A 22,428-nucleotide genomic window follows, 5' to 3' on the forward strand; every position below is an offset into this window, starting at 1 on the left:
GCGTATTGGTAAAGCTGGATAGGGAGCCAAGCCGCTGGACGAAGCGGGTGAGGTCGGTGGGCTCGGGCTACTGGCGTGTGGTCGGCGAAGCCCAGGATCTGATCGAACTGGCGCAACGACTGGGTCAGCGCTGGCTTAAAGGTGTGGGTCTGGCGGTCAAACTCGCCTAAGACGCCTGAAAATGGAGGGAAGCGCGCGAGTAAGGGCTGACAATTATCCCTCCAGAGGCAATGGACCTGTGGCGCACGCGACGGGGCTGGGCATCCGTCGACCTTTTGTGAATCTCGCGATCCCTCAGGCTGTTAGTATTCGATGGGATATCTGTGGGTGTCCCATTCTTCGCTGCCGTCGGTGGTGCCAAGCTGGTTGGTGCTGGCTTGCTAGCACTGCGGTTAGGGAAGGCTGGCGAAGATGCAGTTCGGGCGACATATGCGATCGGCGGCCGCGAGTTAATATATGTCAATGGCCGCCTCCGTATTCCTGATGGCATTAATCTGGCTATGAAGACCGTCAGTGAAGTCAAGAATGTCTCGTATCAGGCATATACACGTCAAATACGCGACTACGTTGATTATGCTCGAGCAAATGGTATGCAGTTCAACTTGTTCGTTAGGCCTGGTGCGCAATTGTCAGCGCCGCTAGAAGCTGCAGTTAAGTCTGGAGAAATCACTCTGAAGGTTATTCCATGAATGAGAAGCGAAAGACTGCTGCTGAGCTTATCGCTGAGCTAGGCTCTGACCCTGAGCATCAAGCAATGCTTGCCCGGAAAGAGGAGGAGCGAAAGCAACTTCTAGAAGAAAGAGATCGAGCGGCTCGGCCCATCGTGGAAGCGCTGCGTGCGGCCGGCGTGAACGTGCAGGGAGTGGCGGACTTGCTCGATGGTCGAAAACTTGACCCAGCCATCATTTCGATCCTGCTGGAGCACGTAAAACGGCTTGAATATCCAGACCAGATCCGGGAAATGCTGCTGCGTGCCCTCGGTTCGCCGGTAGCACGGCCGTACTGGGATGAGTTGGTCGCGTTGTTCGAGCAGAACGCCGCGCATCTGCCGCCAGCGATTCATTACGTGGCTGCAATTGCGCTGGATGGCGCCTTCAGCCATGAAGCGATCGACGATCTATTGCGGCTGGTCAAGGATCCTCGCTTGGGCCATGCTCGCGCCCCGCTGCTGTTTACGCTGAAACGTTCCAAAGACCCAAGAGCGAAAATGCTACTGTTGGAGTTGCGTGACGATCCCAGCATCGGCGGCGAGGTCAAGAGAATGCGCCGCTTGGATCGAAAGCGCGACGGTGCGGCGGGTTAAAAACTCACCCACAAAAATCCGGGTTAGAACCCGCATATGGATTTCATTCTGCCGATCGGCCTGGCGGCCCTAGTGCTGGTCGCGTCGTGCCTCCATTCGCTGCTCCAAACGGAAGGGCGACACGCCTGACGCCCCGCCTCGTTACAGGTCGTTCTTGTTCCGCAGCCGCAGGCCCGACTAAAGCCCGGCGCGCCTCATCGCATCGACCAAGGCCTGCTGCCCGGTGCACTCCAAGCCTGCGAGGATCTCGCTGCGATCGTCGGGCCGTTCGTTCTGCCCCAGTTTGAACTTGGCGTAGGCGTCGACGACGCGGGCGCGGAAGGCGACTACTGCCGGTGCGAGCTTGTCGTAGCGGGCGCCCATGTCGGCGACCGACCAGGCGTTCGGGCGGCCGCGTTCCATATGGTCGACCAGCCGGGTCAGTGCGGTCCGGATGGCTTCGGCGCTGTCGTCGAACTCGACGTCGATGTCCAGCTGCACGGTTTCGTAGTTCCAGGTCGGGGCCTGGGTGCGGTCGGTCAGCCACGAAGGCGAGATATAGCCGTGCGCGCCCTGGAACACCGCCAGTGCGCGCGGTTGCCGACGCAGCAGGTCCGTGTGCGGGTGGGCGCGCGGCATGTGGCCCAACAAGCTCATCCCGCCGTTGGCGTCGCGTTCGAGCAGCAGCGGCAGCGGCGTGGCCAGTGGTGCGCCGTCGGCGGAGCTGATCACCAGCGCGAAGGGATGCGCGGCGATCATGCGATCGACGTCGGCGGGGGAGTCGGGCTTAAAGATGGGGTGGGTGTTCATGCGCTCGTCGCGTCGGTGCAGTCGGCGATTCTAGGCGCCGGCTCAGTCGGTAGCGACTGCGGCGACTGGCGCGGGCATTGCCGGCTGCGTCTTCGCGCTGCCTTTCCAGCGCCACATCAGCACCACCGCCATCGTATCCACGAGTACCGCGAAGACGCTCGCTTCCGGCCCGAACGCGCCGCCGGTCAGCCACTGCGGTTTGGCGAGCAGTTCCGGCAGCAGCCAGCCGGCTTGGTCGAAGCCGCTGACGTCGAAGCCGAGCAGGGCGCCCTGGGCCCAGTTCCAGCCGAAGTGGAGGCCGATGGGCAGGGCCAGGCTGCGGGTGCGCAGGTAGGCCAGTCCCATCAGGATGGCGCCGAGCGCGGTGTCGAGCGTCGCCCAGGCCAGAGTCGGCCCTTCCATGCCGGGATTACCCCAATGGGCGATGGCGAACAACAGTCCCATGCCCAGCAGCGTGGGCCATGCGCCGATGCCGTCCACCAGGCGCTGGAATACGAAGCCGCGGAACAGCAGTTCTTCCAGCACCACGGCCCAGGCGAACATCCAGGTGCCCATGGCCAATGCGTTCAAGCTGCGTGTCGGGTCGAGGCTGAAGCGGACGCCGCCGGCGGCGAAGATCAGGCCGGTCACCAGGCCGATCAGGGCCATGCCCAAGGCCGCGCCATAGAACAGCTCGCGCGCCCAGGTGAGGTCCGCTCGCAGCCCGACCGCGGCCAGGCCTTCGCGGCGCAGTCGCAGGCAGGCGTAGGTCACCAGGCTCAGGAACAGCACCGGCAGCGGCGCCAGCCAGGCGCCCTCGAATCCCTGATGCTGGATCGCCTTGGACACCACGCGGTAGACCGGCTGGCTGGCCAGGAACAGCACGAGAAACGCGAGGATCCACCAGCCGTTGCGCAGCGATCCGTGGCGGTCGCGAATGATCTGCTTCATCTGCCTTCCCCTGCGGTGCTTGAACCGCAGCATCCAGGCTCGACGCCGCAACGGTAAATAGCCCGTCAGGCCCGGTGCCGTTCGTCACGTAGACGGTGTCGAGGTAAACCCGTTCGCGCGGCGTCGTATCGCCGGCGCAGCGGGATACGGGCAAAGCCGTTCGGCGTAGCGGCTTGCGGACACGGCGGGAATCGACGGGTTCAGCCTAAACGGGGCGGTACGTTCGGCGGTCGTGAAGAGCCGCGAGAGTCGGCTAGACCCTGCGTTAACCGTCCAGGACGCAGCGTGCGGTATCGCCGGCCTCACCGTAACCGGCGTCCTACGAGGTCGAACGACATGGGCAAGGACACTGCAGGTCAGAAGCATCGCGATACCCAGCCGGATCGAGGCGATGGTCCGCCGGGCGGTCAGGGCCACCAACCGCTGCCGGGCGAGAACCCGCAGGACGGCGAGGGACAGGCGCGCCGCAAGCACGTGCAGAACGCGGACCTGCCGGAAGGCGAAGGGCACCAGACGCTGCCGGGCGAGGATCCGCCGTCGAAGAAGTAAGGCACTGGGTCGGTGCATGCGTTTTTTGCGCGTACGGGTTCGCAGTTTTACGAAGCGCTTACTCGGCTTTCACTGCGGTCTGCATGCGCCGTGCTCGAATGCCCGCGAACTCGTATCGGGAGTACGCGCAATGAGGACCTCTTCGATCGCTTTCGCAGCGGCGCTGTTGTTGTCTGTTTCCGGCGCGGCGTCGGCCGGCGTGGTGACCGTGAGCGGGCAGGGCCAGAGTTATGACCCGGGCATCGCATTGGAAAACGCGCGCGCCGACGCCATCGGCCAGTGCACGGCGCAAGGCGGAACGCCGCTGGAAGAGGTCTACAACCACATCACCCGCGCCAACCTGTGGCTGGCGAGTTCGATCTGGCGTTGCGACGTACCTTGAGGCGGTGATCCGCCACGCAAGGGGCCGAGTGGCGTAGCGCTATTTGGCCTCGCCCACCGGCGTCGGCTGCGTTTCTATCGCAAGTCGCGGCCAGGCGAAGTACGTCCTCCACACGTAGCCCCACGGCACCACCGCGGTCAGCAGCGGCAGCGCGAGGAAGGAGCTGGCGACTTCGCCGGTGGGCGTGCCCCACAAGCTATCGGCGCGCCACAGCGGATAGGCGACGAACGCCAGCCAGACCGCCTTGTAGCCGATGGTGAAGAGCATCAGCGGCAGCCAGCGCAGCGGGCGCAACAAGCCGAACAGCGCCAGCGCGGGGTAGGTCGCCCACACCGCGAACGTGACCGCACGCACCGGGTCCCAGGGGCCTTCGTGGGTCAGCAGCGCGCGCCAGGCGGTGGGCGTGACGAAGATCAGCATCAGCAGGAAGAACAAGCGCAGGCCCCAGATCTGGATCGGGCGGACGTTCTCGTGGCGCGGGTCGGGTGCGAACGGTCGGGCGAGCATGGCGTCACTCCTCGGAAGGCAGGGCGGGATCAAAGGCGAGCAGGTCGCCGGGCTGGCACTCCAGCGCGGTGCAGATCGCTTCGAGTGTGGAGAAGCGGATCGCCTTGGCCTTGCCGGTCTTGAGGATCGACAGGTTGGCCAGGGTGATGTCGACGCGCGCGGCGAGTTCGGTCAGGGTCATGCGGCGCGCGTGCAGCTGTTCGTCGAGGCGGACGACGATCGCCATGTCATACCGTCCCTTCGAGGTCGGCGCGCATGCGGGCGCCGTGGGCGAACACGCTGGACAGCACGAACAGCAGCAGCACCGCGAGCCACGGCGTGAACGAGAAGCCGTCGATCTTGCCCGGCTCCCACACGATCGCGGCGATGGTCGCGACGATGCAGCGCAGCAGTTCCAGCGCCAGCACGCTCCACGCGATCAGGTCCAGGCGCTTGGCGTTTTCGAGCAGGAAGGGATCGCCGGCGCGCACCGTGTCGACGATCGCCAGCAGGCGACGCAGCACGGTATGCACGATCGCCGCGCCGATTACGCCGATGAGGACGATCGCGCGCAGCCCTTGCGGCGCCAGCGGATGCAGCTTGGTCAGTTCGAAGCCCAGCGGCCGTTCCGGCCAGCCCTGGATGAAGAAGCTCCAGACCAGCAGGGCGGTGAGGGACGCGGCGTAGAGCAGGTTGAGGACGGTCAGGCCCTGGATGACCGGACGGGTGATGGCGAGGGCGCGGGCGGAGGTGCGGTTCATGGCTGATTCCCGGCTGGGTTGTCGTAAAACGATAATATATATATCGCTAAACGATAAAAATAGGCCGGAAGACAGGGGGCCTTAGGCCCTTGGCGGGCTGTGCGAGGCGGGAAGGAGACTGCCTGCGGAAACCTGCCCGCCGAGACAGAAGGCCAGGCGCCGGGCCTCGCCGGCACGGCGCGATTCGGCTTTGCGGAACAAGGCTGTTCGCTTTCCCTGCACAAAAAAAACACAAGGAAAGCCCGCAACATGCGTCGGAACCGGCCGGAAGCCGGGGCGAGGACACTTGACCTCGCCCGACCAAGAAAAGAGAATGATCGTTCATTCTACGAAGTGGCCGCGGTCCGCCGACCGCAATCAACGACCTGAGGCTCCCCCATGCCGTCGCGCAAGTCTATGTCCCATAACGCTATTTCCGGCGTCCCCACCGTACTCACCGCGGCCGTGCTGGCGCTGGCCCTGGCGGCCTGCGGCAAGGGCGGCGATCCGCAAGGCGGCCCCGGCGGCCAGAAGGGCCAGGTCACCGTGGTGACCCTGAAGCCCGAGACCGTCACCCTGACCCGCGAACTGCCCGGGCGCACCAGCGCCTCGCTGATCGCCGAAGTCCGGCCGCAGGTCAGCGGCATCGTCGAGCGGCGCCTGTTCACCGAAGGCGGCCTGGTCAGTGCCGGGCAGCCGCTGTACCAGCTCGACGACAAGACCTACGCCGCGGATCTGGAAACCGCTAAGGCCACGCTGGCGCGCGGCGAGGCGGCGTTGAATTCGGCGCGCTTGAACGCGCAGCGCTCCAGCGACCTGGTCAAGATCGACGCGGTCAGCAAGCAGGACGACGAAACCGCGGTCGCCACGCTCAAGCAGAGCCAGGCCGATGTGAGCTCCGGCCGCGCCGCAGTGCGCAGCGCCGGCGTGATCCTGGGCCGCGCGCGCATCACCTCGCCGATCAGCGGCCGCATCGGCAAGTCGGCGGTCACCCAGGGCGCGCTGGTCACGGCCAATCAGGCCGAACCGCTGGCAGTGGTGCAGCAGCTCGATCCGGTTCACGTCGACATCAGCCAGTCCAGCGCCGAACTGTTGGCGCTGCGCAAGCAGATCGCCGCCGGCACCCTGACCGAAGCCAGCACGCCGGTGACGATCCTGCTGGAAGACGGCAGCAAGTACCCGCTCGAAGGCAAGCTCGCGTTCTCCGAGGTCACCGTCGACGAAGGCACCGGCAGCTTCCTGCTGCGCGTGGTGGTGCCCAACCCCGACAACCTGCTGATGCCCGGCATGTACGTGCGTGCGCTGATCGGTACCGGCGTGCGCCAGAACGCGTTGCTGGTGCCGCAGCAGGGCATCAGCCGCGATCCCAAGGGCGGCGCGACCGCGATGGTCGTCAACGCCAAGGGCCAGGTCGAGCCGCGCGAAGTCCAGGTCAGTCAGGCGATCGGCGACAAGTGGCTGGTCGAAAGCGGCCTGAAGGCCGGCGACAAGGTGATCGTCGAGGGCCTGCAGAAGATCGGCCCGGGCATGCCGGTCGATGCGACCGAGAAGGGCGCTGCGCCGGCCAAGCCGGCCGCGGCTGCCGCCGCCGCGCCGAAGCAGTAACCGGAGAAATTCATGGCACGGTTCTTTATCGATCGCCCGATCTTCGCGTGGGTCCTGGCGATCATCATCATGCTCGGTGGCGCCATCGCGATCACCCAGCTGCCGATCTCGCAGTACCCGACCATCGCGCCGCCGACCGTATCGGTGAACGCGTCCTACCCCGGCGCCTCGGCCAAGGCCGTCGAAAACTCGGTGACCCAGATCATCGAGCAGAACATGAAGGGCATCGACGGCCTGATGTACATGTCGGCGACCAGTTCGTCCGACGGCCAGTCCAGCGTCACCCTGACCTTCGAAAGCGGCATCGATCCGGACATCGCCCAGGTGCAGGTGCAGAACAAGCTGCAGCTGGCCACCCCCTTGCTGCCGCAGATCGTGCAGCAGCAGGGCGTAAGCGTGTCGAAGGCGAGCTCGTCGTTCCTGCAGGTCATCGGCTTCGTGTCCGAGGACGGCAGCATGAACGGCGCCGACATCGCCGACTACGTAGCCGCCAACCTGGTCGATCCGCTCGCCCGCGTCGACGGCGTCGGCAGCACCCAGCTGTTCGGCACCAAGTACGCAATGCGGATCTGGCTGGATCCGGACAAGCTCAACACCTACAAGCTGACCCCGACCGACGTCATCAACGGCCTGAGGGCGCAGAACGCGCAGGTCGCGGTCGGCCAGCTCGGCGGCACGCCGTCGGTGAAGGGCCAGCAGCTCAACGCCACCATCACCGCGCAGGACCGCCTGCAGACCGCCGAGCAGTTCCAGAACATCGTGCTGCGCTCCAACAGCAGCGGCGCGGTGCTGAAGCTGCGCGACGTCGCCCGGGTCGAGCTGGGTCAGGAGGACTACAGCACCATCGCCCGCTTCAACGGCAAGCCGGCGACCGGTATCGCGATCTCGCTGGCGACGGGCGCCAACGCGCTGGCCACCGCGCAGGCGGTGCAGGCCGAGCTCGAACTGCTCAAGCCCTCGTTCCCGAAGGGCCTGAAGGCGGTGACGCCGTTCGACACCACGCCGTTCGTGCGCGTGGCGATCGAGGAAGTGGTCAAAACCCTGCTCGAAGCGATCGTGCTGGTGTTCCTGGTGATGTACCTGTTCCTGCAGAACTTCCGCGCCACCCTGATCCCGACGATCGCGGTGCCGGTGGTGCTGCTGGGCACGTTCGGCCTGCTGGCGCTGTTCGGCTACTCGGTCAACATGCTGACCATGTTCGCGGTGGTGCTGGCGATCGGCCTGCTGGTCGACGACGCCATCGTCGTGGTCGAGAACGTCGAACGCGTGATGAGCGAGGAAGGCCTGTCGCCGGTCGAAGCCACACGCAAATCCATGGACCAGATCACCGGCGCGCTGGTCGGCATCGGCCTGGTGCTGTCGGCGGTGTTCGTGCCGATGGCGTTCCTCGGCGGTGCGACCGGCGTCATCTATCGTCAGTTCTCGGTCACCATCGTTTCGGCGATGGGGCTCTCGGTGCTGGTCGCGATCGTGCTGACCCCGGCGCTGTGCGCGACCATGCTCAAGCAGATCGAGAAGGGCCACCACGCCTCCGACAAGGGTTTCTTCGGCTGGTTCAACAAGAAGTTCGACGCCGGCAACAACAAGTACCAGGGCGTGGTGCGCGGCATCGTCACCCGTTCGGGCCGTTTCATGATGGTGTTCGCGGCGATGGCGGTGCTGATGGGCGTGCTGTTCTTCCGCCTGCCGTCCTCGTTCCTGCCGCAGGAGGACCAGGGCTTCCTGTTCACCATCGTGCAGGCGCCGGTCGGCGCGACCCAGGAGCGCACCGGCGAGGTGCTCAAGAAGGTCGAGGACCAGTTCCTGTCCGACAAGGCGGTGGACTCGCTGTTCACCGTGCAGGGCTTCAGCTTCGCCGGCAACGGCCAGAACGCGGGCATGGCGTTCTCGCAGCTCAAGCCGTGGGAAGAGCGCGAAGCCACCTGGGGCGACCGCTGGCGCTGGCTGACCAGCTTCGGCAAGACCCCGATGCCGGACAACAGCGTCAACGGCGTGGTCGGCCGCGCCATGGGCAGCTTCATGCAGATCAAGGACGCGTTCGTGTTCGCGCTGGCGCCGCCGGCGGTGTTCGAGCTGGGCAATTCCAACGGCTTTGTGTTCTACATGAAGGACAACGCCGGGCTGGGCCATGACGCCCTGGTCGCCGCGCGCAACCAGTTCCTCGGCATGGCCGGCAAGAGCGAGCTCTTGCAGAACGTGCGTCCCAACGGCATGGAAGACACGCCGCAGTTCCGGGTCGACGTCGACAATCAGAAGGCGTCGGCGCTGGGTCTGAGCATCGCCGACATCAACTCGACCCTGCAGGCGGCCTGGGGCGGTCAGTACATCGACGATTTCGTCGATCGCGGCCGGGTCAAGCGCGTCTACATCCAGGCCGACGCGCCGTTCCGGATGGTGCCCAGCGATTTCAACCGCTGGTACGTGCGCAACGACAAGGGCGAGATGGTGCCGTTCTCGGCCTTCGCCACTACGCGCTGGGAATACGGTTCGCCGCGACTGGAGCGCTACAACGGCGTTTCGGCGCTGGAGATCAACGGCGAAGCCAAGCCGGGCGTGAGCTCGGGCCAGGCCATGGCCGAAGTGGAGAAGCTGGTGGCGCAGCTGCCGCAGGGCATCGGCCTGGAATGGACCGGACTGTCGTTCCAGGAACGCCAGGCCGGTGCGCAGACGCCGCTGCTGTACACGCTGTCGCTGTTGATCGTGTTCCTGTGTCTGGCGGCGATGTACGAAAGCTGGGCGATCCCGACCTCGGTGCTGCTGATCGCGCCGATGGGCATCCTCGGCACCGTGCTGGCGACCTGGCTGCGCGGCATGGAGCGCGACGTCTACTTCCAGGTGGCGATGCTGACCACGGTGGGCCTGTCGAGCAAGAACGCGATCCTGATCGTCGAGTTCGCCAAGGAGAACCTCAAGAACGGCATGGACCTGATCGCGGCCACGCTGGCCGCGGTGCGCGACCGATTGCGCCCGATCATCATGACCTCGCTGGCCTTCGGCCTGGGCGTGCTGCCGCTGGCGCTGGCCTCCGGCGCGGGTTCCGGCGCGCAGCGCGCGATCGGCACCGGCGTGCTCGGCGGCATGGTCGTGGGTACCTTCCTGGGTATCTTCTTCGTCCCGCTGTTCTTCGTCGTGGTCGAGAAATTGTTCGTGAGGAAGAAGCGCGCGCCCGCTGCGCAGGCTTCGGCAGGAGTGCAGAACCATGAGTAAGTTGTCGATTCACGCCCTGGCGCTGGCGATCTCGCTGGCGACCGCCGGCTGCGTCAGCCTGGCGCCGAAGCTGCCGGTCGCCGACGCGGCGATTCCGGGCGAATGGCCGTTGCCGCCGACCACCCAGGCCTTCGTCGGCGCCGCGCCGGCGGGCGAGGCTGGCGAGACGGCATCGGCCGTCGCGGTGGCCGACATCGGCTGGCGCGATTTCTTCGCCGACCAGAATCTGGAAACGTTGATCGGCCGCGCGCTGGACAACAACCGCGATCTGCGCGTGGCCGTGCTGAACGTCGAGAAGGCGCGCGCGCAGTACCGCATTCAGCGCGCCGATCGCGTCCCGGCGGTCGGCGTCAGCGCACAGCTGCAGCGCACCGGCGGCGACAACCAGGCGGTCGTCGACCAGTACACCGCCGGCGTGGGCATCACCAATTTCGAGCTGGACCTGTTCGGCCGCGTGCGCAATCTGAGCCAGTCGGCCCTGCAGCGTTACTTCGCCGAAGAAGAGGCGCGCCGCGGCGCGCAGCTGAGCCTGATCGCGGAAGTCGCCAATGCCTACCTGACTCTGGCGGCCGACCGCGAACTGCTGTCGGTATCCGAAGCGACGCTGAAGAACCAGCAGTCCGCCTACGACCTGACCGTGAAGCGGCGCGAGTTGGGCGCGGTGTCCGGCCTGGAAGTGAGCCAGGCGCGTACCCAGGTAGAGCAGGCGCGCGCCGATGCGGCGCGTTATGCCGGGCAGGTGGCCCAGGACATCAACGCCCTGAACCTGCTGGTCGGCGAGCCGGTCGATCCGGCCCTGCTGCCGCAGCGCCTGACCGATGAGGTGAGCGGCATCGCGGCCTTGCCGTCCGGGCTGCCGTCGGAGGTGCTGCTGCGCCGCCCGGACGTGCTGCAGGCCGAGCACACGCTGCGTGCGGCCAACGCCAACATCGGCGCCGCGCGCGCGGCGTTCTTCCCGTCGATCAGCCTGACCGGCTTGTTCGGCAGCGCCAGCAGCGAGCTGTCGGGCCTGTTCGATGCGAACACGCGGGCCTGGTCGGTCAATCCGGTGATCAACATCCCGATCTTCCAGGGCGGCAAGCTGCGCGCGGGCCTGGCGTCGGCGAAGGCCGATCAGCAGATCGCCCTGGCGCAGTACGAGAAGGCGATCCAGTCCGGTTTCCGCGATGTCGCCGATGCGCTGGCGCTGACCCGGACCCTGGCCGAGCAGCGTCAGGCCCAGGAAGCGCTGGTCGAGGCGGCCGCGCGCGCCGACCAGTTGTCGACCGCGCGTTACAAGGCCGGCCGCGACAGCTACCTCAACCAGCTCGACGCTCAGCGCACGCTGTACGGCGCGCAGCAGGGCCTGGTGACCACGCGCCTGAGCGAACAGATCAATCGGGTGGCGCTCTATAAAGTCCTCGGAGGCGGCTGGAACGAGCGCAGCCCATGAGCGTCCAGGACCAACCCGTCGGCAAGGCCGAGGCGCGCGCGCAGGCCCAGCGCGAGCGCATTCTGGTTGCCGCGCAGAAATGCTTCGTCCTGCACGGCTTCCATGCCGCGAGCATGGCCAGCATCGCCGAGACGGCGGGCATGAGCGCCGGCCTGATCTACCGCTACTTCAAGGCCAAGAACGACATCATCCTGGCCATCATCGAGCGTCAGCTCGAGGAGGCGCGGGCCGATATCGCGAAATTGCATGCGAACAGCGACGTGGTCGAGGGCATCGCCGAGGTGTTTCAGCAATGGCAGGCGAAAGATCCCGGCATCACCAACGCGGCCCTGTTCCTGGAACTCACCGCCGAGGCCACACGCGACACCGAGATCGCCGCGGCCACGCACGCCTCCGACAAGGTGCTGCGCGCCGATCTGGTGGCCTGGTTCGCGCGCAGTTCCGAGCAGGGCGGCATGGGCGTGCCCGAGTCCGAGGTCGAGATGCGGGTGCTGATCGTGCAGTCCCTGATCGAAGGACTGGCGATTCGTTCGATCGCGCAACCGGATCTGAGCGTGGCTGAGGTCAAGGCGGCGCTGGAGCACATTCTGCCGGCTCTGCTGTCGCCCCGGGCCTGAGCGAAGGGCGCCGCGGCGCTGGAGAATTCGGCGTGCAGGAGGCAGCCGCCGTTGGGCGGCTGTCCAGCGTCGGCGGTGCCGCGATCGGAGCGCGCTGCCGCCCGGCGTCGGGGATCGGTGTCGTACGCAGCGCGAGTGGACGCCGGGCAGGGCGCGTCCGGCCCGTAGGCTCAGCGCCGTATAGCTAATACTCCGTCCAGCGCCAACTGCGCCTTGAACCCGGCCTTCTCCAGGCGCTTGGCCACTTCGCGCGGCACATCGCGACCGCTGGTCAGCTTGTTCGGGCTGCCGGTGTAGTGGAACAGCCGGCCGCCGCGCTTGAGCACGCGTGCCAGATGGTCGTAGAAGGTCTGCGAATACAGTTCGCCGGCGATGCCGAAGCGCGGCGGATCGTGGAGCAGGGCATCGACCGAGGCGTCGGCGATCTGCGCGATCGCTTTCGACACGTCGGCATGGCTGAGTTGCAAGCGGCCGCCGCTGTCGGGCGCGTCGGGATCGGGCGACCAGGGGTTGAGCGTGCGCAGCCACAGCACGTCCTCGTTTTTCTCGAACGACTGGATGCGGGCCGCGCCGGCCTCCAGGCAGCATGCAGCGAAGTAGCCCAGGCCGCCGCAGGTGTCCAACACGATCTTGCCGCGCGGTTCGACCAGCGCGACCTTGCGCTGCGCATCCTCGACCGGCGAGGTCTTCGCCGTGGGCAGCATCTTGATGCCGTCGATCTCGAAGGTGGGTGCGCCCCATTCGGTCGGCACCAGCTTGATCAGCGAGCCGGAGAAACGCGACACCGGCGCGAACTCCTCGCCGTCCCAGTGATAGATCGTGCGGTCCTTGAGCGCGGAAGGATACGGATAGCGCTGGCCGCGCCATTGCCAGGCGTCGGTGGCCAGCCGTATTTCGTCGTTCGAACGCCCCAGGTCCAGCGAGCCGGTCCATGCGTCCGCACCGGCCTCGCGTGCGCTGCGCAGTGCGTCGGCGACGGGGCGGGTGAGCAGGGGGCCTGTGTAGTGCGGCACGGCGGGCGGTCTCGTGTGATGGTCGGGTGCGATGGCGCAACCTACGCATCGAACGCAGTCAGGGCAAGCCCGGGAGGATGCGGCCTGAATATGAATCGTACTCCGGCGTGCCGACACCGGGTCGAAGCGTGCCTTCACGCCGGGGCGGAGCGATACGATCGCTCCGCCCCCGCGCACCACTTACATCCGCACCGGCTTACATCTCCGGCATCGGCAAACACTCCATCACCTCGACCCCGTCGCCGGGGAAGATCGCGAAGTGCGGGTGGTTTTCGAACAGCGTCGCGGCGGCTTCGTGCGACTCCGCCTTGACGACGGTGTAGGCGGCCATGGCGTTGCGGGTGTCGGCGATGCCGTCGCTGGTGATGCGCTTGGTTTTGCCCAGCGGCGCGCCGTGATCGACGATGACCGCGGCATGGGTGGTCGCCCATTGCTGCCAAGCCTGCATGCCGGCCTTCTCGCGCGCTTCGCGCGTGGCGGCGTCCAGGTCCTTCCAGGCCTCCATCGCTGCGGGGGAACCGGTAAAGATCGCTAGGAAATGCTTCATTGTGGTCTCCTGTGGGGGTACATCACGGGGGCGGCGAGCCATGGCTGCCATGCGTGAACTGGGATCCGTCGGTAGTGCAGGGGCGACTTGATCTACCGTGCGGATGTCGGGAGGGCCGTCGGCGGCGAAGGAGCCGATGGTGGTCGGGGGGAGGTCGCGATGGGCTTGAGCCCAGCCTGCGCCGCGTTTACTTGTCGCCTTCTTTCTTCATGCCCTTCAGCAAGGCCACGATCGCCATCGAATGACCGTGGCCCAAGTCGAAGTCCTGCTTCAGCCAGGCGATCACGTCGCCGGCCTTGATCCCCGTCAACAGGCCCTTGGGCCCGGCCAGGCCTTTCTTGGCGGCCAGGGTGCGGAAGTCGGCCGGGGTCTTGCCGGTCTTGGTCTGGATGTTGTCGAGATAGGCCTGGAACGACATGCGGGCGGCTCCTGATGAGTGGGCGAGCGCCTGGCGCCGGAGGGGCGGTGCGGGGCTCTTACCAGGACGACGAACGGGGGCGGGCGAAATCGACACGCCGGCACGAATAAATGTGCGGTCGGCTGACCTGCGTCTGTGCCCGCCCCGGACCGCGGCGACAGGGCGGTCGCCTGCATCCTGGCACCGCGAACCAGACTGTCCGGTGATGGCGGGCCGGGTCCGTGCGCGCGCGGCGAGCGGTTTTAACGCGGTGTTAAAGTGTGGCCCCTCCTTCACCCAGCGCGAACGCCACGATGACCGTCCCAGCCTTCTACCCGATCGGCACCCCCGGACAGCCCTGGGGCGCGGCGGAAGTCGCCGAATGGCGTTCGCGGCAGGTCCGCCATCGCAGCTACGAGGCCGACGTGGTGGGCAAGATCGACGCGCTGCGCGCGCAGTTCGACGTGGTCGAGTACGGCCGCCTGGACTACGCCCCGGACAGCTACCCGCTGTTCGCGATCAAGAGCCGCGACTGGCGCGACGATCTGCCGACCATGCTGGTGACCGGCGGCGTGCACGGCTATGAAACCAGCGGCGTGCACGGCGCGCTGCAGTTCGTCGAACTCCATGCCGCGGGCTACGCCGGCCGCGCCAACCTGCTGGTCGCGCCCTGCGTCAGCCCTTGGGCCTACGAGCGCATTCATCGCTGGAACCCGGACGCGATCGACCCGAACCGCTCGTTCCGGGAGAACAGCCCGGCGCAGGAATCGGCCGCGCTGTTGCGCCTGGTCGCACCGGTCGGCGCCAGCGTGCGGATGCACATCGACCTGCACGAAACCACCGACAGCGACGAATCCGAGTTCCGGCCGGCCTTGGCCGCGCGCGACGGCAAGCCCTACGAGCCCGGCGAAATCCCCGACGGCTTCTATCTGGTCGACGACGCCGAACATCCGCAGCCCGAGTTCCAGCAGGCGGTGATCGCGGCGGTGGCGATGGTCACCCACATCGCGCCGGCCGGCGCCAAAGGCGAGATCATCGGCTCGCCGGTGGTCGCGCCGGGCGTCATCAACTACGCCTTGCGCCCGCTGGGCCTGTGCGCCGGCATCACCGACGCGACCTACCGCACCACCACCGAGGTCTACCCCGACAGCCCGCGCGCCACGCCGGCGCAGTGCAACGCGGCACAGGCCGCGGCGGTGTGCGCGGCCATCGATTTCGCGCTGCAATCCAGCTAGGACGCGCCCCCGGATCGGGCGCCGATCATCCAGCAGGCCGCGGTGAAACGGACTTCCGCGCCATGGACGAAAGGCTCGAAAGCCGCGCGGACCGTATCGATCACCCGTTCGCGGGTTGCGTCGTCCGCCGTCTGCAGGCTTAGTCCGACCGGACCGAGCCGGCTGAGGTAGGGAATCAGGTCCGGCTCGGGCAGGGAGCAGGGCACGTCGATCGGTCGGATATCGATCTCGCTCCAGCCGCTGTCCTGCAGGATGGCCTGCACTTTTCGCCGCTCCGCGAAGGCGAATTGTCCGGGAGCGTCGGGCTGTCGGATGGGCAGATCGGTCAGCAGCGGCGCCGCGGCACGTTCGGCGGTCGTCATGAACGGGTTCTCCGCCGCGGCGCGCCAGGCGATGAGTCGGAGCTCGGCTCCGGGCTTTGCGGCGCGGCGCAGGTTCGCGAAGGCCGCGACCGGGTCGCTGAAGAACATGACGCCGAAACGCGAAAGGACGAGGTCGAAACTCTGCGGCGCGAAGGCATGCGTTTGCGCATCGGCGGCTACGTAGTGCGCCGACGCACGCTGTCGTTCGGCGCGGGCCCGGGCGGCCGCGATCATCGGCTCCGAAATGTCGACGCCGACACAGCGGCCTCGCTCGCCCAGTCGTTGCGAGACCGCGAGCGTGATGGCGCCGGTGCCGCAGCCGATATCGAGCACCTGGCGCGCGGCTGCGAATGGAATCGTCTCGAGCAGCAGGTCCTGGAATGGCTGGAATAGCCGGTCGAGCATCGCCTGCGCGTCGACCCAGGCGCGCCCGGCGGAGCCGTTCCAAAGTGCGGCCTGGGCGTCGTCGGCCTGCGGTTTCGTATTCATGCGGTCTGCCTCGGCATTGCCTTCAAGTGGTGGAAGCCGCATCGTGCAACTTCAAGCCGACTTGAGGTCAAGCGCATGAGCGAACTGGATATCGCCCAGGTCGTGCAGCGGTCCGGGCTGCCCGCCTCGACGCTGCGCTACTACGAGGAAAAGGGGCTGATCGCCTCGATCGGCAGGCGCGGCCTGCGCCGTCAGTTCGATTCCGGCGTGCTGGAGCGGCTGGCGCTGATCGCGCTGGGACGCGCCGCCGGCTTCTCGCTGGACGAGATGGCGCTGATGTTCGCGCCGGACGGCCAACCGCGTATCGACCGCCAGAAGCTCAAGGCCAGGGCCGAGGAGATCGATCGGACCATTCGCCGCTTGAGCGGTCTGCGCGACGGCCTGCGGCATGCGGCCGCGTGCCGTGCACCCAGCCATATGGAATGCCCGAGCTTCCGCCGGATTCTGCGCGCGGCCGCATCCGGCGTGGTCGGATCGAGACCCGGGGCGCGATCGTAGCGCCGCACCGCCGATGCCGAGCCCGCTAGTTGGCGCGGGCTCGGCAACCGCAAGCGCTAGCGATTCACCGACGGCCCGTTCACGCCCACGTAGCCGTTCGCGCAGCCGGTGGTGCAGGTGGTCGCCAGCATGTTGTAGACGATGCGGCCGGCGTTGCTCTTGGAGCGGAAATGGCCGATGCCGCTGCTGGTGTCGCCGCCGCCCGCGTTGTACGGGCTGCCGTCGCTCCAGTCCCAATCGTAGGCGTAGGCGCTGCTGCCGACGCCGATGTCCACCTGCGCCTTGACGTTGCCGGCGGCGTTGAACAAGGCACCGCTGCTGCAACCGCCGGAGTAGCTGGTGGTGAAGCAGTGGACCTGATCGTAGAGACCGGCGGTGATGGTGTAGAACGAGATCGTGCTGAGCAGGGTCGGCATCGCGCGCAGGCTGTTGCTGCCGCTGCCGGTCCAGCGGTTGTAGCCGTAGTAGACCGCGCCGCTGCTCGGATACAGGCCGAAGGTGTAGTAGTCGTACGGGAAGACGTAAGCCTCGGCGTTGCAGGTGGGCGCGTACGGCGACTGGTAGCCGGTGCTCAGGCAGGTCTGCAGACCGCGCAGACCGCCGGCTATGTTGACGAAGCGGCGCACGCTGCCCTGATAGCCGTAATAGCGCAGCATCGCCAGGGTCATCGACGAGCCCAGCGAGTGCGCGACCACATCGACCTGGCTGCGGCCGGTGTAGAGCTTCACCTTGTCGATGAAGGTCTTGAGGATCTGGTATTTGGCCGGCTCGTGGTAGTTGTACTGCGGCGTGGCGCGCTCGTCGGCGTCCAGGTAGGTCACGCCGAACAGTTCGCAGTCGTTGTAGCCACGCGCCTTGAGCTCGTCGTAGATCGAGTTGGCCGGCGTGGTGTAGCCGGCGACGGGCGAGGGCGGCATGTCGAAGCTGATCGCACTGTCGCCGTTGCCCGACACGAACACCACCGGCGTGCGCGTGGCGGTGCAACTGCCGCCGCCGAAACCGCCGCTGCCCACGCCGGGGCTGAAGCCGCCCGCGTACTGGCTGGCCGCGCCCTGGCAGGTGTAGCCGTTGTTGCTGCCGCAATCCAAGGCCTGCGCGGCCGTGGGCGCCAGCAGGGCCGCTCCGCCCAGCAGCGGCAGCAGGACCGTCATCGCCAGGCTGGAAACGCGGATACCGGAAGAAACGAACTTCAGCGTGCTGCGGAACATGAGGTCCCTCCCCAGGGTGTCAGTTCGATCACAACGAAAGCCGGATCGGACGATGGTGGACCGGCGGAATGGGCTTGGGTATTGCACCTATGGGCATGTGCGAGGCGTCTTTGTCGCGGCACAAGCCATTCGGGCGCTTGCGCGGTTCCGCTTCACAGCGCGCTATGGGACGCGTTCCTGGCTAAAGGGCGCGAATCCGCGCCCTCCATCCCTGGTGACAATGGAGCGCGTTCATGCCCACCCCCGCCAAGAAAAGCGACGAAGCCCAGCTGGAGGACTACCTGAAGTCGCTGGGCCTGAAGAACCAGGTCAAGGTCATCAAGGACTACGGCATCGGTTCGCTGGAATTCCTCAAGGCGGTCTGCGGCAATCCGGCCGAGCGCAAGGCGTTGGCCAAGCAGATCCGCGGCGACACACCGGACGGGCCGGCGCGCATCGCCGCCGGAATCGTGGAGAAGCTCACCGCCAAGCAGGTGCAGGCGCGCATCGACCAGCTGGCGAGCGAGACCGACGAGCCCGGCAGCGCCGGCTTCGACAGGAAGAAACAGCAATTGGCCGAAGCGATCGAAGCGGTCGAGAAGTTGCGCAAGGAAACCGCCGAGGCGGCCGCCACCGACCGCGAAGCCGCGACCAAGCAGGCGCAGGCGCAACTCGACCGCATCCTGGCCAAGGTCAGCGCCAAGGACCTGCTGAAGGGAGGCGACGCCAGCTTCGCGACCATCGCCAGTGCGACGGCGCTGATGGAACGTATCCAGGACGGGCTGCAGAGCAAGATCGTCGACAGTCTCAACAGCTATCTGGATCAACGTCCGCGTAGCACCGCCGAGCTGCTGGAGGAGAACCAACTGCTGCGCGGCTACTGCGCCACCGCCGCCGGTCTGGTGCGCGCCAGCGGTTCCAACCTGCTCGACATGGCCGCGCTGCTCGGCAAGCCGGCGCCGATCCAGACCCAGGATTTCGAATTCAGCAGCGAGACGGCTTATAGCGAGGCTTCGCAGCAGTTCGAGACCTCCGCCAGTTCCTACGCCACCGCCAACAGCGCGCGCGGTGCGATGTTCCTCGGTTCGGGCATCGGCGCGGCCAGCCTGATGGTGCAGTACGCCAATGCCGGCCAGCGCCAGAAGGACGAAACCGCGATGAAGCGGTCGCAGAAGGCGACCAAGCTGCGCGTGCATTACCAATGGGCGCCGCAGGCGACGCTGACCCTGCCCAGCAACCGTTTCGCCCTGAGCGAGGACGCCCTGGATGCCCTGCGCGCGATCGAGGCTGAGCCGCCTGGGCAGCGGCAAGCGGCGGCGGCCGAGTTCCTGCGCGGCTTCGGCAGCCATGTGTTCTGCACCGCGGCGCTGGGCGGCTGGTACAAGCACGTGGCCAAGGCCAGCTGCAGCTCCGTCGAGCAGATGAAGACCCTGGACGAAGCCTTGTCCACCGCCACCAACTGGGCGGTATCGGCTTCGGCGTCCTACGTCGGCCTGACCGGTGCCGGCTCGGTGTCGACCGCGCATGCCGGCGGCGTCAGCGCCGCGCGCGCGACCTCGACCGCGATGTCGTGCATGGTCAAGGATCAGCAGGTGTCGGTGGCCACCAGCGTGTTCGGCGGACTGCCGGAGCTGCCCAGCGATCTGTGGCTGACCAGCGTCAAGGCCAATGCGCATTGGCAGGTGATCGACCGCAGCGACGAACAGCCGGTATGGAAGATCGTGGGCCTGCTGCCTGCGAAATCGCTGGGCTTCGATCGCAAGCTCATGGCCGAATTGCTGGAGCGGGCCTGGGTCAACGAAGTGTTCATTCCGTCCATCGCCGATGCGAAGGTGCGCGAGACGATGCGGCTGAAAGCGCCGGCGACCGCCGCGGCCCTGACCGAGACCTTGCTGGCGCTGACCCGGCCGCCGGCGATGCGACTGACCGTGTTTCAGCGCCGCTGGGACCAGCCCCAGCAGCACTTCAGTGAGGAGGTCGCGTTGCCGAAGGGCTACAAGATTCTCTCCGCCGGCGTGTCGGGAGTCAGCCAGCGGCTGGGCAACTTCGTCGTCGCCAGCTACCCGAAAGTCAGCGGCAAGGGGCGCGACGAACGCTGGAGCTGGTGCGCGCGCATGAAGGACATCAAGTTCGTCTCGCCGATCTGCCACGCCATCACGATCGTCGCGCTGCACGACCCCGACGATGTCTGGGACGTGCGGATCTTCGCCAAGGAGGCCACCGGCCATCGCAGCCTGCACGAAATCGCGCTGCAGCCGCCGGACGACTACCTGCTCACCGGTTGCGGCGGCGAAGTGGATGTGTTCGCGGGCGTGGCGCTGAAGGCCTGCGGCTTCGCCCAGTTGGACGGCAAGCCGCCGGCGGCGTTCGAGCGTCAGTGCCAGGTGGTGGTGCGTACCGCGGACTTGATCACGCCGTTCCCGCACACGGTCAAAGCCTACGCGATCGGCATCCGCGCACGTGCGGGTACGCCGCTCGAAGCGCAGTACCAGTACCACCGCTTCGGCGCCTCCAGCAACCACGACCACACCGTGACCCATCCCATGCATCCGGGCGGCGACGAGAGCAGGCGCAGCGTGATGATCGGCGGGGGCGCGTGCCTGACCGATGCCGACATGCACCACTGCCTGACCGGATCGCGTCCGGTCGTGTCCGATGCCTGGCGCGCGGGCGCGGCCCCGGTCTATGGCTGGCTGGCGACCAGCAAGGATCACGAGACCAGGGCGCCCAGCGCGATGACCATGTATACGCTGGGGCTGTCGAACGTCGAGATCGTGTGGGAGGAGGAGCCCGCGGCGGGTTGAGGGTTCCGGAGGCGGTACGACCGATGCCCGGTAGCCGCGGTTTTCGTCCGTAGCCGCACGGTCGTCGGCATGGACGTCGGCATATCCCTGTCGGCGCACGGCTTCGGTTTGCCGCGATGCACAAGAAATTGGGCGCTACCCCCGATTTGCCTGCTACGCTTACCGTACGCACTTTCGTCGGGGGGACGAAATGGGCAACAAGGACGTGGGAGCCTGGCTGCTGTTGCTGGTGCTCGTAGGGTGCGCCGAGTCTTCGCGGCCCGAACCGGCCAGGCCGCAGCAGGCTGGTCAAGCGCTCGATCCGGCGCGCACCGCCGCGCGTATCGCGTCGATGCGGGCGAATGCGATGCTCGGAGATCAAGAGGGCGCGCAACGCGATGCCGAAGCCTTGAGCGCGGATTTCCTGCGCTCGATGAAGCTCGCCGATCCCGCACGCAGTGTCGACCGCGAGTCGGCGCGCATCGCCGCGCGCAGGGTGGCGGGCGTGAGGTCGGTGGTGTGGATCGACCATGAGAACCTGCTGGCGCTCGTCGAGCGCAACGAGCAGCGCAGCTACGACACCATCGACAGTATTTGTCTCCAACTCGAACCCCTGGGCGACACCCTTGGGGTCGTGGTCAATCTGCAAAGCGGAGCAGCCAGCAACGGCGATGAATTGGAAATACTGAGCCGGAACTGCCAGCTCCATCCCGGCGACCGGGCCTTGCTGCAACGCAATCGACAGGTCGACGTGGTCGATCCGCGCATACGTGCGCAGCATCGAGCGAACCAGGTGCGCGCCGCGCGAGTCCCCGACCCGGCCGAACAAGCCGCGAATGCGCGCATTCTCGAAGCGAGCACGCCCGAGATGTGAAACCGTATCCAGCTCGCACGAACTCACCCATCACAAGGAAGGATGCCGTGAACCAGAACGCCAGCACCGCCACCCAGCCGATGCTCGACGACAGCCTGACCATCGCCCTGGCAGTGGCCTCCAAGGCCGCCTACGACTACTACAGCGGCACGCCCTTCACCTCGCCGCAGGGCTACGACCAGATCGATGCCTGGACCGGCTGGGACGCGTTCCTGTTCACCGGCTCGGAGGAGAAGTACGGCCTGGTGTTCCAGTCGATCTCCGACCCGGGCACCTACATCTTCGCCTTCCGCGGCACCGATTCGGACATGGACGCGTACGAGGACGTGCATTTCCTGACCACCGACTTCGTCCCCAGCAGCGGCAGCATCACGCCTGTTCCGCGTGTGGCCTCGGGCTTCTACGGCATCTACAACGGCATGGGCGACAGCATGACTCAGTCGATGCGAGAGCAGTTGTTCGCGCTGATCGACAAGTACCAGCCGCAGCAGGTCTACGTCACCGGCCATAGCCTGGGCGCGGCGCTGAGCCAGCTGTTCTCGCTGGACCTGGCGATCAGCCAGCCGCTGACTTCGACCAATATCAACTTCTCCAGCCCGATGGTCGGCACCGACAGCTGGCAGGTCGCTTATGCCAACACCATCGCCGACGGCGCGAGCATCCGGGTCTACAACTATTGGGATTACGTGCCTTCGCTGCCGCCGTCGGACCTGGGCTATGCCGCGGTGGGCAGCGGCTTCCGCACCGCGTTCTACGTGCAGGACGAGTGGTACCCGCACGAACTCTCGCGCCATTCCATCGTGAATCTGACCACCGTGTTGAGCAACGCGTTGCCGCTGAATCCGCAGCAATGGCCGGGTACCTTCCCGGATTATGTCGAGCCGTCGTGGACCATGCTCAGCACGGTGCCGCCGTCAGGGCCCGACGTGCGCTGGGCGGATCGGATCGGCGGTTACATGGCGTTCGAGCGCAGCTTGCGGGTCGCCTGATGCGATAGCGCCTG

23 protein-coding genes are annotated in these 22,428 nt (G+C 66.7%); 13 read left to right on the top strand and 10 right to left on the bottom strand.

Annotation, left to right across the window (positions count from 1 at the left end):
- Positions 1–323: 323 nt before the first annotated feature.
- Together ASD78_RS19770 and ASD78_RS20455 are read left to right on the top strand one after the other, a co-directional pair.
- Positions 324–689 carry a putative toxin gene (locus tag ASD78_RS19770; protein ID WP_235566433.1) on the top strand — a complete coding sequence of 122 codons (366 nt, stop codon included), beginning with the start codon at positions 324–326 and terminating at the stop codon, positions 687–689.
- Positions 686–1,303: a hypothetical protein gene (locus ASD78_RS20455; protein ID WP_156087555.1), complete on the top strand. Its 618-nt coding sequence runs from the start codon at positions 686–688 to the stop codon at positions 1,301–1,303. The genes ASD78_RS19770 and ASD78_RS20455 overlap by 4 nt, the downstream gene beginning before the upstream one ends.
- Before the next feature lie 177 nt (positions 1,304–1,480).
- Here the strand turns inward: ASD78_RS20455 and ASD78_RS02920 are convergent, their stop codons facing one another.
- Complete coding sequence (locus ASD78_RS02920) at positions 1,481–2,092, bottom strand: FMN-binding negative transcriptional regulator (RefSeq protein WP_056098318.1); 612 nt, start codon at positions 2,090–2,092, stop codon at positions 1,481–1,483.
- A gap of 42 nt (positions 2,093–2,134) precedes the next feature.
- Entirely contained in the window at positions 2,135–3,022 is an 888-nt protein-coding gene (locus ASD78_RS02925) for a type II CAAX endopeptidase family protein (protein ID WP_056098321.1), read from the bottom strand.
- Between the two features lie 336 nt (positions 3,023–3,358).
- Between ASD78_RS02925 and ASD78_RS02930 the strand changes: the two genes are divergently transcribed.
- Positions 3,359–3,571, top strand: coding sequence for a hypothetical protein (locus tag ASD78_RS02930; protein WP_056098322.1), 213 nt, complete (start codon positions 3,359–3,361; stop codon positions 3,569–3,571).
- A gap of 130 nt (positions 3,572–3,701) precedes the next feature.
- Positions 3,702–3,953 carry a hypothetical protein gene (locus ASD78_RS02935; RefSeq protein WP_056098324.1) on the top strand — a complete coding sequence of 84 codons (252 nt, stop codon included), beginning with the start codon at positions 3,702–3,704 and terminating at the stop codon, positions 3,951–3,953.
- 39 nt (positions 3,954–3,992) lie between these two features.
- Here ASD78_RS02935 and ASD78_RS02940 read toward each other — a convergent pair whose 3' ends face one another.
- Genes ASD78_RS02940 through ASD78_RS02950 form a run of 3 tightly spaced genes read right to left on the bottom strand, consistent with a single transcriptional unit; the run spans position 3,993 to position 5,200 of the window.
- Complete coding sequence (locus tag ASD78_RS02940; RefSeq protein WP_056098326.1) at positions 3,993–4,460, bottom strand: hypothetical protein; 468 nt, start codon at positions 4,458–4,460, stop codon at positions 3,993–3,995.
- Between the two features lie 4 nt (positions 4,461–4,464).
- On the bottom strand, positions 4,465–4,686 hold the full coding sequence (locus ASD78_RS02945; protein ID WP_056098328.1) for a helix-turn-helix transcriptional regulator: 222 nt from the start codon (positions 4,684–4,686) through the stop codon (positions 4,465–4,467).
- A 1-nt stretch (position 4,687) separates the two neighbouring features.
- Entirely contained in the window at positions 4,688–5,200 is a 513-nt protein-coding gene (locus ASD78_RS02950) for a DUF2975 domain-containing protein (RefSeq protein ID WP_055905879.1), read from the bottom strand.
- Between the two features lie 396 nt (positions 5,201–5,596).
- On the opposite strand from ASD78_RS02950, the gene ASD78_RS02955 reads away from it, so the two are divergent.
- From ASD78_RS02955 to ASD78_RS02970, 4 genes are read left to right on the top strand one after another with little or no spacing between them, the layout of a single operon-like run.
- Positions 5,597–6,784 carry an efflux RND transporter periplasmic adaptor subunit gene (locus ASD78_RS02955; RefSeq protein ID WP_056098371.1) on the top strand — a complete coding sequence of 396 codons (1,188 nt, stop codon included), beginning with the start codon at positions 5,597–5,599 and terminating at the stop codon, positions 6,782–6,784.
- Positions 6,785–6,796: 12 nt separating this feature from the next.
- Complete coding sequence (locus tag ASD78_RS02960) at positions 6,797–9,991, top strand: efflux RND transporter permease subunit (RefSeq protein WP_056098330.1); 3,195 nt, start codon at positions 6,797–6,799, stop codon at positions 9,989–9,991.
- Positions 9,984–11,423, top strand: coding sequence for an efflux transporter outer membrane subunit (locus tag ASD78_RS02965; protein WP_056098333.1), 1,440 nt, complete (start codon positions 9,984–9,986; stop codon positions 11,421–11,423). The genes ASD78_RS02960 and ASD78_RS02965 overlap by 8 nt, the downstream gene beginning before the upstream one ends.
- Positions 11,420–12,040, top strand: a complete 621-nt coding sequence (locus ASD78_RS02970; protein WP_055905893.1) for a TetR/AcrR family transcriptional regulator — start codon at positions 11,420–11,422, stop codon at positions 12,038–12,040. The genes ASD78_RS02965 and ASD78_RS02970 overlap by 4 nt, the downstream gene beginning before the upstream one ends.
- 170 nt (positions 12,041–12,210) lie before the next feature.
- Here ASD78_RS02970 and ASD78_RS02975 read toward each other — a convergent pair whose 3' ends face one another.
- The 3 genes from ASD78_RS02975 to ASD78_RS02985 all read right to left on the bottom strand — a co-directional run bounded on the left by ASD78_RS02975 (position 12,211) and on the right by ASD78_RS02985 (position 14,018).
- Complete coding sequence (locus ASD78_RS02975) at positions 12,211–13,053, bottom strand: MnmC family methyltransferase (RefSeq protein ID WP_056098335.1); 843 nt, start codon at positions 13,051–13,053, stop codon at positions 12,211–12,213.
- Between the two features lie 196 nt (positions 13,054–13,249).
- Positions 13,250–13,600: a hypothetical protein gene (locus tag ASD78_RS02980; protein WP_055905900.1), complete on the bottom strand. Its 351-nt coding sequence runs from the start codon at positions 13,598–13,600 to the stop codon at positions 13,250–13,252.
- Positions 13,601–13,787: 187 nt separating this feature from the next.
- On the bottom strand, positions 13,788–14,018 hold the full coding sequence (locus ASD78_RS02985; RefSeq protein ID WP_056098337.1) for a DUF4287 domain-containing protein: 231 nt from the start codon (positions 14,016–14,018) through the stop codon (positions 13,788–13,790).
- Positions 14,019–14,311: 293 nt separating this feature from the next.
- Between ASD78_RS02985 and ASD78_RS02990 the strand changes: the two genes are divergently transcribed.
- Entirely contained in the window at positions 14,312–15,232 is a 921-nt protein-coding gene (locus ASD78_RS02990; protein ID WP_056098339.1) for a M14 family metallocarboxypeptidase, read from the top strand.
- Here ASD78_RS02990 and ASD78_RS02995 read toward each other — a convergent pair.
- Positions 15,229–16,083 (bottom strand): class I SAM-dependent methyltransferase, encoded by an 855-nt coding sequence (locus ASD78_RS02995; RefSeq protein ID WP_056098341.1) that lies wholly within the window; start codon positions 16,081–16,083, stop codon positions 15,229–15,231. The genes ASD78_RS02990 and ASD78_RS02995 overlap by 4 nt on opposite strands.
- Before the next feature lie 75 nt (positions 16,084–16,158).
- Here ASD78_RS02995 and ASD78_RS03000 point away from each other — a divergent pair, with 75 nt between their 5' ends.
- Positions 16,159–16,581 carry a helix-turn-helix domain-containing protein gene (locus ASD78_RS03000; RefSeq protein ID WP_056098343.1) on the top strand — a complete coding sequence of 141 codons (423 nt, stop codon included), beginning with the start codon at positions 16,159–16,161 and terminating at the stop codon, positions 16,579–16,581.
- Between the two features lie 56 nt (positions 16,582–16,637).
- Here ASD78_RS03000 and ASD78_RS03005 read toward each other — a convergent pair whose 3' ends face one another.
- The gene (locus tag ASD78_RS03005) at positions 16,638–17,789 is read right to left on the bottom strand and encodes a hypothetical protein (RefSeq protein WP_055905914.1); all 1,152 of its coding nucleotides are present in this window, start codon (positions 17,787–17,789) and stop codon (positions 16,638–16,640) included.
- 233 nt (positions 17,790–18,022) lie between these two features.
- On the opposite strand from ASD78_RS03005, the gene ASD78_RS03010 reads away from it, so the two are divergent.
- The 3 genes from ASD78_RS03010 (at position 18,023) to ASD78_RS21365 (ending at position 22,414) form a co-directional block, all read left to right on the top strand.
- The gene (locus ASD78_RS03010; protein ID WP_056098345.1) at positions 18,023–20,572 is read left to right on the top strand and encodes an MAC/perforin domain-containing protein; all 2,550 of its coding nucleotides are present in this window, start codon (positions 18,023–18,025) and stop codon (positions 20,570–20,572) included.
- 190 nt (positions 20,573–20,762) lie between these two features.
- Entirely contained in the window at positions 20,763–21,425 is a 663-nt protein-coding gene (locus ASD78_RS03015; RefSeq protein ID WP_056098347.1) for a hypothetical protein, read from the top strand.
- A gap of 47 nt (positions 21,426–21,472) precedes the next feature.
- Positions 21,473–22,414, top strand: coding sequence for a lipase family protein (locus ASD78_RS21365; RefSeq protein WP_235566434.1), 942 nt, complete (start codon positions 21,473–21,475; stop codon positions 22,412–22,414).
- The last annotated feature ends 14 nt before the right edge of the window (positions 22,415–22,428 follow it).

The organism is Lysobacter sp. Root667 (assembly GCF_001427715.1).
In the GTDB taxonomy this organism is placed as follows: Bacteria; Pseudomonadota; Gammaproteobacteria; order Xanthomonadales; family Xanthomonadaceae; genus Lysobacter.